Source organism: Paenibacillus sp. 01T431 (assembly GCF_056398625.1).
In genome coordinates, this window is sequence record NZ_JBFTPT010000012.1 from 69,776 (window position 1) to 83,238 (window position 13,463).

Annotated in this window: 8 protein-coding genes; 5 read left to right on the forward strand and 3 right to left on the reverse strand. The window is 46.8% G+C overall.

What is annotated here, in order from left to right:
- Positions 1-70: 70 nt before the first annotated feature.
- Positions 71-946 carry a helix-turn-helix domain-containing protein gene (locus AC1DM9_RS21625; protein WP_477509289.1) on the reverse strand — a complete coding sequence of 292 codons (876 nt, stop codon included), beginning with the start codon at positions 944-946 and terminating at the stop codon, positions 71-73.
- Between the two features lie 98 nt (positions 947-1,044).
- Between AC1DM9_RS21625 and AC1DM9_RS21630 the strand changes: the two genes are divergently transcribed.
- Positions 1,045-3,351 (forward strand): glycoside hydrolase family 95 protein, encoded by a 2,307-nt coding sequence (locus AC1DM9_RS21630; protein WP_477582135.1) that lies wholly within the window; start codon positions 1,045-1,047, stop codon positions 3,349-3,351.
- Positions 3,352-3,437: 86 nt separating this feature from the next.
- On the opposite strand, the gene pdxR is transcribed toward AC1DM9_RS21630, so the two are convergent.
- Positions 3,438-4,811: a MocR-like pyridoxine biosynthesis transcription factor PdxR gene (gene pdxR, locus AC1DM9_RS21635; protein WP_477582137.1), complete on the reverse strand. Its 1,374-nt coding sequence runs from the start codon at positions 4,809-4,811 to the stop codon at positions 3,438-3,440.
- Positions 4,812-4,927: 116 nt separating this feature from the next.
- Here pdxR and AC1DM9_RS21640 point away from each other — a divergent pair, with 116 nt between their 5' ends.
- From AC1DM9_RS21640 to AC1DM9_RS21655, 4 genes are all read left to right on the forward strand, one after another.
- The gene (locus AC1DM9_RS21640; protein ID WP_477582139.1) at positions 4,928-5,872 is read left to right on the forward strand and encodes a DMT family transporter; all 945 of its coding nucleotides are present in this window, start codon (positions 4,928-4,930) and stop codon (positions 5,870-5,872) included.
- Between the two features lie 103 nt (positions 5,873-5,975).
- Positions 5,976-7,256: a DUF445 domain-containing protein gene (locus tag AC1DM9_RS21645; RefSeq protein WP_477582141.1), complete on the forward strand. Its 1,281-nt coding sequence runs from the start codon at positions 5,976-5,978 to the stop codon at positions 7,254-7,256.
- A complete protein-coding gene (locus AC1DM9_RS21650; protein WP_477582143.1) occupies positions 7,257-8,591 on the forward strand; it encodes a DUF445 domain-containing protein in 1,335 nt (444 codons plus the stop codon).
- A gap of 241 nt (positions 8,592-8,832) precedes the next feature.
- A complete protein-coding gene (locus tag AC1DM9_RS21655) occupies positions 8,833-10,482 on the forward strand; it encodes a response regulator (protein ID WP_339208018.1) in 1,650 nt (549 codons plus the stop codon).
- 114 nt (positions 10,483-10,596) lie between these two features.
- Here the strand turns inward: AC1DM9_RS21655 and AC1DM9_RS21660 are convergent, their stop codons facing one another.
- Positions 10,597-13,332: an alpha-mannosidase gene (locus AC1DM9_RS21660; protein ID WP_477582145.1), complete on the reverse strand. Its 2,736-nt coding sequence runs from the start codon at positions 13,330-13,332 to the stop codon at positions 10,597-10,599.
- Positions 13,333-13,463 lie beyond the last annotated feature (131 nt).

Genomic DNA, 13,463 nt, shown 5'->3' on the forward strand with positions numbered 1-13,463 from the left:
TTTTTTGTTGCCATTAGAAGGCAGACCCTTAGAATTATACCCTTATACCTTAGTTTCTTACATCGTCACATTATGAATGCGCTTTTATAATTGAATTATCGCCTTGAAGCGATCGCTTCTCCGAATAGGCTGTTCGATAATCGGTTGGGGTTAGATTTGTTTCTTTACGGAAAAATTTCGTGAAATGATTCGTTTCTTTAAAACCAGATTGATCGGCAACCTCCTTAATACTGCGAGAAGTTGTCGTTAAGAGCTGTTTGGCGCGATCTATTCGTTTGCGGCTGACGTATTTAAGCGGAGGCATTCCGAAATGTTTTTTGAAATAGGAACTGAAATAGTTGGGATGAAGATGAACAGATTCGGCCATTTGATCGACGCTGATGCTCGTATGAAGACGACTGTCTACATATTGCTGTATGACGTTCAAACGGTTCATCTCCTCGGTTCGGTGCTGCAGTACGCGAATTGGAACGGATTCGAGAAAACAGCTTATGATTTCTAGCAATACAGCTTTTTCGCGGAGCCTAGCAACGATTGAATCTTGTTTATGCCATTCGATGAGATCATGGAACAAGCGCGTCATGCTGCTCGTATTTTTAATATTGATGCAGAGCGGAACTCCAATCCACTGAAAAAGATCAAGTGGACCTGCCATGATATTGAAATGGCACCAATACTTTAAGTATGGGCGATGATTTAAAGAGGAGAACGATATCTTTGTATGCGCAGGAGTGAGAAACAGCTGGCCGGGTTTAGGATAATAGTCGTCGTTGCCGATGCGAATCCAGCCTTCCCCCTCGCAAATAAAATAAAGCTTATTGTATTCAGGAACAGAGTCGGTTTCTCCCCAATTTAGAGAGACTTGCGTTTTATGCGCCATAAGCAATTTGAGCTGCAGCGACTGCAGCAGCTCAGATAACGCATGTTGTTCACTTGTTCTATCCACCTGCGGCACCGCCATCCAATGTTTTTTGAAGGATTATTAATATAGTAATGGATTGTTCTCTTAAATAAAAGATGAATGAATGAAAAGGGGATTGGAAGATGACGCTGGTTGAAGAAACGCGCTTATGGTATAAGGAGCCTGCCTCCAATTGGGAGGAAGCGCTGCCTGTTGGCAATGGGAAGCTCGGAGGCATGGTATTTGGTGGCATAAGCCGTGAGCGGATTGCTCTGAACGAAGACAGCGTATGGTATGGCGGACCGCGTGATCGCAACAATCCAGATGCACTGCCGCATTTGCCGAAAATTCGTGAGCTGCTGCGAGAGGGAAGACTGCATGAAGCACATGATTTATCCGCGATGGCTTTATCTGGCGTTCCCGAGACGCAGAGGCACTATATGCCGCTTGGAGATTTAGAGCTAAACTTAAGATATGATTCGAAAGAAGAAGTACGAGAATATGTCCGAGTTCTCGATATCACCAACGGTATTGCAAGTGTAACCTTTACTAAAGGAGACGTTCGATTTGCCCGTGAGACATTTGCTAGTTTCCCAGATGAAGCGCTAGTTACAAGATTCTCAGCAGACAAACCGGGTAGCATCAGCTTTAAAGCTCGATTACTGCGCGGCAGCAATCGCTACTATGACGAGCTGGTGAAAGCAGACGAGAATACGATTGTAATGCGCGGCATGTGCGGCGGTTTAGGCGGATCTGATTTCCGAACTTCTTTGCGCGCGGTTGCAGATGGCGGTTCAGTATCAATTATTGGCGAGCATCTCATCGTGGAAGGCGCCAATATCGTAACGCTACTATTAACCGCAGCAACTTCTTTCCGTCATGCTGACCCGGAGTCATACGCTGTCCATGCAGGAGTCCGTGCTGGCTTAATAAGCTATGATGAGTTGAAATCGCGCCATATTCAAGATTTCACTTCATTGTCAAAGCGGGTACAGCTTCGCTTAACGGATGCTGCTCATTCGAATGCTGCCGATGTACCTACAAATGAGCGCTTAAAGCTAGTTCAAGAAGGCAGCGCCGATGCAGGATTAATGGCCTTATATTATCAGTTTGGCCGCTATTTGCTCATTTCAAGCAGTCGTCCGGGCTCGCTTCCTGCCAATTTGCAAGGCATCTGGAATGAGAAGATGCTGCCGCCATGGGACAGCAAATATACGATTAATATTAATACGCAAATGAATTATTGGCCGGCAGAAGCGGGCAATCTAGCAGAATGCCATGAGCCATTATTTGATCTCATCGAGCGGATGCGTGAACCTGGCAGAATAACCGCAAGAGCAATGTACGATTGTGGAGGTTTTGTCGCTCATCATAATACCGATATTTGGGGCGATACCGCTCCACAGGACATTTATTTGCCAGCCTCGTATTGGACGCTTGGTGCGGCTTGGCTTTGCCTGCATATGTGGGAGCATTATGAGTATGGCCTTAATGATGCTTTTCTTGAGCAAATATATCCAACCTTGAAGGAGTCGGCACAATTTTTTGTGGATTTCTTGACGGAAACAGAGGATGGCCTGCTCGTATTGAATCCTTCCGTATCTCCTGAGAATACCTATTTATTGCCAAATGGACAATCCGGTACGTTATGCATTGGTGCATCGATGGATAGTCAAATTTTATATGAATTGTTTACGGCTTGCGCAGAAGCGGCGAAGAAGCTTGGCATCGACTCATCGGAGCAGGAACTTTGGCACAAGATGAGAGCCCGTTTGCCGGAGCCCGCAATTGGCAAGCACGGGCAAATTCAAGAATGGATGGAGGATTACGAGGAAGCGGAGCCGGGACATCGTCATATCTCGCATTTGTTCGCACTGCATCCAGGCAAGCGCTTTACGGTTAGAGGGACACCTGAATGGGCAGTTGCTGCAAGAGTCACGCTAGATCGAAGGCTTGAAAGCGGCGGCGGCCATACAGGCTGGAGCAGAGCTTGGATTATTAATTTCTGGGCAAGGCTTGAGGATGGGGAGAAGGCGTATGCGAATGTGCAAGATCTGCTAGGTCATTCCACCCTGCCAAATCTGTTTGATAATCATCCTCCGTTCCAAATCGATGGCAACTTCGGAGGCGCTGCAGGCATAACGGAAATGCTGCTTCAATGCCATGCGGGCAGCCTGCATGTATTGCCTGCTTTGCCGGAAGCATGGCCTCATGGAGAAGTGACAGGTCTCCGTGCAAGAGGCGGCTTCGAGGTGGACATCCGCTGGTCAAATGGCTTGCTTGTTGAGGCTCGCATACGTGCTGCCGCAGCTAATAGCTGTGTCGTGCAAAGCAGCATTCCGCTCATCGTAAGGAAAGATGGCCATGAGGTGAAAGACGTATTCAGCAAGGATGGGCTTGTATCATGGACGGTGAGCGCCGGAAGCGAATACGTGCTTTCTCCGAAGTAGAGGGTTAGCCCAAAGAAACCAGCTGTACCTGATAATCGGGTGCAGCTGGTTTCTTTGGTTTGCCGGCTTTTCTCGGCTGGAGACATTCAATTCTTGAGGGCTTTGCCAATGCGACGGACGCCCTCATAAATTTGCTGATCATCCAAATGCCCGTATCCAAGCAGCATCCGGTTATTCGGCAGCAAGGCCGCAAATACAGACGCTGCTTCCAGCCGGTTCATTAAATCCTCCGGCAGCTGCGCTTTAAACTGAGCGACCAGATGCAAACCAGCCGCTCGTCCACATATCTGGTAAGGCAGGGTAATTTGCTCATGTAAAGCATCAAGCAGGAGCTGGCGTCTCTTTTTGTACAACTTTTTCATTTTTAAAATATGAGCATTAAGAGATCCGCTGTTCATGAAACGAATCAAAGCAAGCTGCTCAATCATAGGCGTTTGATAGTCAGACAGCCGCTTAAGCTGACGGCAGGGCTTGACTAGCGGTTCAGGGACTATCATATAGCCGATTCGCAGCGAAGGGAACATGACTTTGCTGAAGGTTCCAATATAGACAACCTGTTTAGGACATAAGCTTTGGAGTGAATGGATAGGAGCGCCGTCATACCGGAATTCGCTGTCATAATCATCTTCGAGGATATAGCTGCCGCTTTGGCGGGCGTATTCAACTAATTCAATCCGCCTTTGTATCGGTAAAATGCCGCCAAGCGGGAATTGATGAGAGGGTGTGACATAGATGCATTTTGGCCGAAGGTTTACGGGAAGCTTGTGGGTTAAAAGGCCGGAATCGTCAACGGGAACGCCATGTAGCTCGGCTCCTGTAGAAGTTAATATCGTCTTTAAATCTACATTGGACGGATCTTCGACTAAAACATCTTCCCCGTCTCTCAGCAGCAGCTTAACGATCAGCTGAAGCGCCTGTACCGCACCGTTTGTAATTATAATTTGTTCGGGATTGCTGACGACTCCTCTTGAAATCCACAGCTGTTTGGATAGCAGACGACGCAATTCCAAATCACCGGACGGATCCCCATAACCTAATTCAGCAATAGAGGAATCCATGCATACACTTTGCAAAATAGAGCCCCATTTTTTCATCGGAAAAAGATTCAGTGCGGGCAGGCCCGTACGAAACGAGATGAAATCGAGCTCTGATGTGTTCGTCGATTGTGCTAATGAAGCGGTTAATGGTAACGGTGACGCCTTCGTAAAGCCAAGCAAGCAGGCTCCTTGAGCTACATAAGTTCCTGCACCAGAGCGGCCTGTTATGTATCCTTCAGCTAATAAAAGCTCATAGGCTTCCAAAATCACGTTGCGCGAGACATGAAGCTGCGAGGCAAGCTCTCTAGTAGATGGAAGCTTGTAGTCAGCAGGCAGCTCACCCGAGAGAATAGCACCTTGGAGTGAATTGAAAACCTGGCGAAACATAGGCAAATTCGCTTGTCTATCGATGGACAGCCACAAAATATCCAGACTCCTTTTGAAGTGGTACTATGAAAATGCCTGTTTAATGGCACTACAACCAGTTAACGACCCTTTGCTACAGTATACATGAAACAAAAGTAGAGGGGTTGCTGAATGTGAATCATTCTCGTATTATGGCGTATTTTGAGCTGACCATTGCCGCTATTCTCATCGGAAGCTCCATAGTAGCCGGCAAAATAACGACGATGCAGATGCCGGTTTTTTTGTCACAGGCGATTAGCCTAGTCATTGCTTTATTGTTGTTAATTCCGATTTTGATGCTAAGCGGCAAATCCTCGCTCCGAGTCGGGAGAAAGGATTTTTTATTTGTACTGCTGCAAGCGTTTCTCGGGATGTTTTTATTCCGTGTATTCATGCTGTATGGTCTGCGGACCGCGCTCGCAACGGAAGCGGGTATTGTGACGAGCTTAACGCCGGCGGTCGTTGCTTTCCTTTCGTATATGATTTTAAAAGAAAAATTAACGAATCCGATTAAAATAGGCATCATTTGCTCCATACTGGGTGTTGTTAGCATTCAGGTGCCAGGATGGCTGATTCCTTCCTCTGCACCTCCGTCACAAGCTTCGTATATTGGACTTTTACTCATTTTAGGCGCAGTTGTTGGGGAATCGATGCTTACGATCCTGCGCAAAATGACCGCAAGCAATGTCTCTTCACTGCTTGGGACAACCTATGTCACCTTGTTTTCATTCATCATGTTTTTGCCAATAGCGCTTGTTGAGGCTAAACAATACGATTTCAGCAGTCTAACTGTTGGCGATATCGGCATGTTGTTTTATTACGGTATTTTCGTTACCGCCTTGGCTTATATATTATGGTTTCGCGGTGTTTCCAAAGTGAGTGCGGGAACAGCCGCTGTCTACACAAGCTGCATTCCGCTTAGCACGGTGCTTCTATCCTACGGCATTTTAAACGAACCTTTCTCATGGTCTCATCTCGTAGGGGGAGCGTTTGTTTGCTTAGGCATTTGGCAAGTTTCTAAGAGCGATTCATTCGTGTCTCGGAAGCCAAAAAAAAGCCCTAAAAGCAGCAGCGCTTAATCCTTATAAAGATCAATTATCAGATTATAGAAACTCCATTGTTTCACACCCTATACATATGGGATAATTAATGTGGAACGATCATCAGGAATGGAGCTTGTGTATGAACAAATTCAGTATTAAGAAAAAAGCGGATTTCGCGCTTCTTTTCTCAGCGATCGGAATATTGGCGGCTTTTCCCTTTCATGAAACATTTATTGGCGGCCTGTTATTTTCCTTATTTAGCGCTGCAACGATCGGCGGACTGGCGGATTCCTTTGCAGTTAGCGCATTGTTTGGAAATCCTTTGCAAATAAAGTGGCCGGTCTGGATGGGAACCAACATCATTTCTCGAAATCGTGAGCGCTTGATTGGCGAGCTTGTCCAAATGGTTCAAAATGAATTGTTAACCATCCCGAATATTAGGGAGAGGCTTGATGAATACAATATCGCAGACGTTTTAGTCACATATTTGAAGCAGCACGGCGGCGAACAGGGTGTGAATGACATTTTGCAGCAGCTTGCGGATGATGTAATTACGACCATTGATTTGCAGGAACTGGCCAAAACCGTTCAAACCTTCCTTCTCGAGCATGCCGATTCGATTCCTGTAGCAGACATTGCTGCCGATGCTGGCGATTGGACCATCAAAAATGGTTACGATGATCGGATTATTGAGTTTATCATTCCGGAGCTTATCAAAATTGTGAAATCGGCGCCATTTGGTGCTGTTGTCGGCCAAATCGTCGATTCAGCCATTCGTTCCTACGAAGGCGATAAGTTTAGAAGGAAGCTGATCGATTTCTCCGCAGGGCTGGAAGCGGCAAATATTAGCGGACGATTGCAGGAGTGGCTGGTATCTTTTCTACAGAAATTTCATGCTGAAGACCACCCGCAGCGCAAGGAAATCAAAGCTTTTATTGCGCAATTTGTTGCAAGACTGCGTACGGATGAACAATTGCGCAGCCGAATAGAAGCGGGGAAAACAACGCTTCTGGCATCTGTTAAGGATGAGCTTAAGCTCGATGCGTTCATCCAGCGGGGACTGGAGTCCATTCGACTCGCTGCGGCTTCAAATGCGGAAGGCCAGCAAGTGCGCTATCCTTGGATCAAGGATAAAGTGGAAGAAGGAATAGCTTATGTAGTGGGAAATACAGAGCTGCTTACTCGACTGGATCAATACGTGAAGACGACGCTGCTGAAATGGGTGGAGCAGAAGCATTCTTTTATCGGCAAAATGGTAACTGACAAGCTGAACAGCTTCTCTGAAGAAGAGCTTATCGAGCTGGTTAAAGAGAAGGCGGGACGCGATTTGCAGTACATTCGGATTAATGGAATTGGTATCGGAGCGCTTATCGGCGTAGTCCTGCATCTAGCGACGTTTTGGATTGGAGGGCGAGCATAAATGGCTATGAGAAAAAAAGCAAACCGCAGCTTAATATTGCTTGCCGCCTTGTTCGTTATTGCCGCTTGCTGCTTATATGTCTTCCCAGACCAGTGGTGGGCACGGATGCTGCTCTACACGACCGAAGCGGGGCTCGTTGGCGCATTAGCTGATTTATTTGCTGTAACGGTTTTGTTCCGCCACCCATTTGGGTGGAAGTGGATTCCGCATACAGCGATCATTCCTAGAAATCGCGATAAGCTGATTGAAGGCGTCGCGAATATGGTCGAGCAGCAGCTGCTCAGCAAAGATTTGTTAAAGGAAAAGGTAAAGCAAATATCGCTTGTAGAGATCGGCATTTCATGGATCGATCGCCGACCAAACGGCATGCTCGCTGAGCAAGGCTGGACGCTGGTGGCTGGTCTGCTTGCCAAGCTGGATATTAAAGGTCTATCCGTCATTTTGGATGAGAAAGCACGGAAAAGCTTAGGCAAGATCAGCTTGTCGCCTTATGCGGGCAAAGCGCTCAAATGGGTGATGGCTAAAGGCAATTTCCAAAGCTGGGTTAGCCAAATCGTTGAGTTTGCAGCGGCGCGCGCAGCTGAAGAACAAACCAAGGTTGTCATTCGTGAGCTGCTTGGCAAGGAGAAGGAGAAGTTTGTAAATCAAGGCAGTATCTTCTCCAAGTGGCTCAAAAAAATGGCAGTGGAGATCGCTGAATCAACGAATGCACTGAATCTCGACGATGCTACAAATGTGCTGTTTGACGATTTGCAGCTGCTCATTAATGATTTGCGAAATCCTGAGCATGAGCTTCGTGTTTTGCTGGAGGAAATGGTGCTGCAGCTTGCCGACAATTTGCAGCACCGCGAGGATGTTTCGGCTGCTGTTGATGAATGGAGAGATGAAGTGATTGAGAAGATCTCGTTGCTTCCTTCTATTGAAGCTTTGCTAGGCAACTTTAGACAGCTGCTGATCAGCGATCCGAAGCAGCAGCTAGCCTTGCCGCAGAAACATTCCGTCAATCCATCCGATATTAAGGAGCTGATTAATCAGTTCATTATGTCATACTGGGAGTGGTTCAAAGCGAACGAGGAAACGAAGGGCTGGCTGGAGCAATACGTGCAGAAATTCGTGCAGAAGATGATTGAAACCGAGCATGCAATTATCGGAATCATCGTACGCAAGACACTTGATAGCTTCACAGAGCAAAAGCTGGTGCATTTCATCGAGAGCAAGGTCGAGACCGATCTGCAGCGTATTCGTTTGAACGGAGCTTATATAGGCTCAGCGCTCGGAGCGGCATTTTATATTCTGCTGTACGGAGTATACGAGCCGATTTTGAACTTGTTATAACACGAGAAGCAGCTGTTTCCAGCAGGTTTTTGAGACCTATTGGGACAGCTGCTTTTATTTTTGAGTGAGCTTGTCTTTGGATGATCGTCTGAAGGTGCGCAGGTACACTCGTTTATTTAATACTACACCATAAAGTTTGCAATTACCCCCGTGTAATCCGAAATACAGTCAGGTAGTATGTAGTTAGGTAATGGTTCCGTATTGAACATCTTTGAAAATGCATGAAGGGGAAGGTGAGAGGATGCTGCGTGCTTTAATAGTGGACGATGAATTCGAAATCCGCGAAGGTTTACGTAACCGCTTTCCATGGGAAACATTCGGAATTGATGAGGTGCTGGTGGCTGATGATGGAGATACGGCATTAATGCTTGCACTGGATATGAGACCGGATCTTATCGTCACAGATATTAAAATGAATCGGATGTCGGGGCTGGAATTTCTTCGTTCGTTGACTACCGTTGAAAATTATAAACCGGAAGCGATTGTTGTAAGTGGGTATGATGATTTTGAGCTGGTGAAGCAGGCGATACAAATCGGCGTTATGGACTATATCCTTAAGCCGATCAATTTGGACGAGCTGACCCAAATCGTTAGAAAAACGATGGATCATATCCACAGAAAGAGAATGGACCAGCATAATGAGCAGCAGCTTATTAATCAAGTGAGGTTCGCGATTCCAAAAATGCGCGAGGAGCTTCTCAGAGAAATGATTGAGCAAGACTATGATCCTTACCGTGAAGCACGGAGAAGACATCGCTTGCAGACATTGAATTTGGAGTGGATAGCGAATCAGCATATGACGCTTGTTGTTGTGGAAGCTGATGATCTGAAAGCAATCGAGAATCGCCATACCAAGGAAAAGGATTTAATATTGTTCGGAATCGGCAATGTGGTCAATCAAACGCTGGAGGAAGATTATCCTCACCCCTTTGCGCTTTGCATGGACAGCAGCAATCGATGGATTGTTATTTTCAGCTGTTCGCGGCCAGAGCATGCGGAGCTGAGCCGGGGCATGGCGCAGCTTTGCTTACAGCGAATCAACGATTTTGTTAAGGTGAAAGCAAGCGCTGGCATGCGAACAACACCTTGCACATTTGAAAATCTTCATGAAATGTATGCGGAAGCGATAAACGTATTGGAGCAAAAGGCTGTATACGGAGGCAATCGATTATTTACGGAGCAGGGTTTATTTTATGAGGGTGACGGGAGTGACTTGTCGCTTAGCGAGCCTGAAGAGGTGCTCGATCTCGTGAAGTATGGCACGGATGAGGAAATTACAGCAGCGATGGATCGATTTGTGGAGATGGTACAAGCCTGGCGTCTCAATCAATTGCGTGACATTCAACAAAAAATATTTGAATGGCTGTTCGAGGTGTTTCGCAGAGCAGCGGCGGCAGGTGTTCCAAGCAAAAATTTGGGCAGCAATCCGATCGCGGTGTGGGAGCTATTAGAGCAATACGATACATTGCAGTCGCTGCGTGTGCAAACAGAGCTGTTCCTTCTTGCAATCGCAGCAGATTTCCGCAAGCTGTCCAATACACCGAGCCAGATCGTTTATGAAGCGGAGAAAATATTGCAGAGGGATTATGCTGAAAGCTTAACTCTTCAGAGTGTTGCAATGGCCGTTCATGTGACACCGGTATGGTTGAGCAAGCTCTTTAAGAAGGAGAAACGGAAAACCTTTTTGGAATATTTGACAGAAATACGGATTGAGAAGGCGAAGGAAATGTTAGGCGACATCAAATACAAAGTGTATCAAATCTCATTTCAGGTGGGGTATAAGGACCCGGTTCATTTCTCGAAGCTGTTCAAAAAGCAGGTCGGCTGCACGCCGAAGGAATATAGACGACAAAGAGGCATTGCGGATGAAGAGCCAGCTGTGCCACACTAATGATATGAAAAATTGCACTGCGCAAGAAACATGAAGAGGCAGACTCCTAGGTGAAAATGGCATAACCTTGGGAGACTGCCTCTTTGCATTTTATCTTTTTATTTTTTGATTTGGTTATTTTGAAGCAGCGGCTAAACCAATCGTTACGATTTTGAAGCCTTCGACCTGAACGCTGTTTTTGATCTTATTAGCGCTATCGTTCTCCATAATGTCACTTACATAGGACGCAGAAGCAGCGCTTGGATGAATAGCTAAGCTGGTCGTGGATTCTGCTAAATTGTACCACCTTGCCATGCTGTCGCCACGTTCTTCATTGATCTTCAGGCTGGAGAAAGCGAGCTGGTCACCATTCCATTTGAGGAAATCACAAGCAGGAGCGAGCTCGCCATCATGCAATCCAGCTGCGATTGCCGTAACGGGTATAGGGAAACGATAGGCTTCGCGATAAGCGGCAAAACGTTCTTCAGCGCTGCCGTAAGGAATGATCATCCATTCGGCTTCATTTGTACCTAAGCACTGCGCTTCAGGCGTATGAAATACACCCCAATCGCCAAGCTCTCCGACGGAGCGCAGAAGGGTTACAGCGATCGTATTTCTGCCATCTTGAAGCACTTCATATTCATTTAAGCCTTTGCCTGCAATCGTCAAGCCTCTTTGCTCGCCGTGTACGTCAATGAACGTCTGCATATGCTGAGCATTGCTCGGATTTTGCCATTCCTTTGCAGGAACGTTTTGACGCTCAGCGACCTCGAAGATTGAATCTGCAAAATGTGTGGATGCAGCAATATCCGAAGGAAGTAGCACGCGCAGCCTGTGATCTTGCGATTGATTTTCAATGCGCGCATGGACTTGTACACCTTTGCCCTCACGTTCTAGGCTAACTAGTGTCACAATTTCTAGCGGTACAAGGGAAGTCGATCTGCCAGCCTTCCGCTGCCGGAATTCAACCATTGTGCGGATTTCTTCAGCCAGAAGATCGTCTGCCCGTGCAGGTATAGCAAGGCGATGAGTGATTTCAATGGATGCCCGGTAAGGCGAGTCTTCAACTACTCGAATTTCGGCTTTGCTGCCCTTAGTCGTGATCGGCAAGTCGCCGACTGGCTGCTTGAAAATATATTCATTGCCAATATCGCCTACATTCTCGTAATGGCCAAGATCCGAAAACAGCTGCTGGCTTTTCTTATCATAAACCGTAAAACTTCCGTCTTCCTCTATCGTCAATGTAAGACGAGCATTTTCCAGTGTTCGTTCACTAGTCACTAATGAATGGCGATTCTCGCTTGAAGTTATAATCTCATTTTGACATGGTATCCAAGCAAAAGATTCATATCCCATCGAAGGCAATATGCCGGTCTCGAAGGTCAGACGCAGTGCGCGAGCCATATAGGGCTGCCGGAATTTATCATTTGGCAGTTCATAGCCGAAGCGAACGCCCAAATCATGAGCAGTAAAGTCGATGCGTTCACCTCTGCCGTTCACCAAGTACCCTTCGGCGTGCGTCCGATCTTGAACCTGCTTAGCAATGGCAACAGGATCCTCGCTTTGATCGAAGAAGCGATGCGACCATTCAATCTCGAATTGGTGGACTGATGAGCCTTCATAGCCGCTTGAGTTAAAGACGATGAAGGGAGCACCTGACTCACTGATATTGGCAAAATGACTTGTATTGACCTTAGCGCTAATAAATTTAATGCTCTCGGTCGTTAATGCTTTGCCAACCTCCATGCTTTTGGAAAAACGGGTTTTCATTTCTTGGTACACCTCATCGACACTGCAGCCGCAAATGCTGTCGTGCGGATGATTTTGCATCAGTGTCTTCCAAGCATATTGGAAGAGACCATGTGGATAAGGCTTGCCGAGCTGATGGGCGATGGCAGAGATCGGCTCGGCCACTTTCTCCAGCAGCGTCTGATTTCGTTGATTAAGCTGTTTGATGTAAACACGAGCAGACGCTGTATTCACTAACGAATACCAGCCGTCCGTTTGCTGGCCGCGCAGCTCTCCGCGCGTTAGGCTCAGGTTCGGAGGCTGCTGCGTTTGAACCGCCTTTACATAATCGTCAAAGTTGGAGTGGATGAACTCGTACGCAGGGAACAGCTCTCTCGCTACGCGGAGCGCTTCGGAGAGATTGGTCTGAATGGGCTGATGATCGCAGCCGTTCATAAGCAGCAGCTGGGAGGTTGAAGCATATTGTTCCGCTCGCGCAAGGCGATGCTCCCAGTAAGGCTTTGCTTTGAGAGGATCAACTGGAATCTCCATACCATTGTTATACCAATTGGCAAATAGGATGCCTAATACGCTTGAACCGTCGGGTGCCTGCCAGATGAGCTCGGAATAAGGGGATTCAAGGCCGGAGGAATCTTCCACCCGATTGTTGAAGCCAGTTGCTTTTACACCTCTTCCGAACACGGCGGTATCGATGCCTGCTTGTCTTAATAGCTGAGCAGCCTGTCCCATATTGCCAAACGAATCTGGGAAATAACCAAGCTTCGAAATCGGTCCATATTTTTTGGCATCCCGATGTCCGATTTGCAAGTTTCTTACGTTTGCTTCGCTGCTGGTTAGAAACTCATCCTGCAAAATATACCAAGGACCCAAAGAGAGCTTGCCTTCATCACACAGCTTTTGGATTTGGCTCTGCTTCTCTGGGTACACCTGCAGATAATCATCTAAAATTATCGTTTGACCATCGAGGTAAAAGCTGCGAAAATCAGGATCGGCCTCGAACGTTTCCAGCAGCGTGTCCATTGTCTCAATCAGCTTGACATGATGGGCTTCGTAAGGCATATACCATTCTCGATCCCAATGGGTATGCGAAATGACATGTACCACCCTTTTCGATGCAGTCATCGTTGTTCCTCTTTTCGTTGAAAGGTTAGGTATTACGCCATTAGTCTAAAGAATATGCAAGCTGCTCACAATGAGGGATATGCAAACTTTAAGGGGAATTATTATCGCTTTGCCAGGAATGTGGAATTATG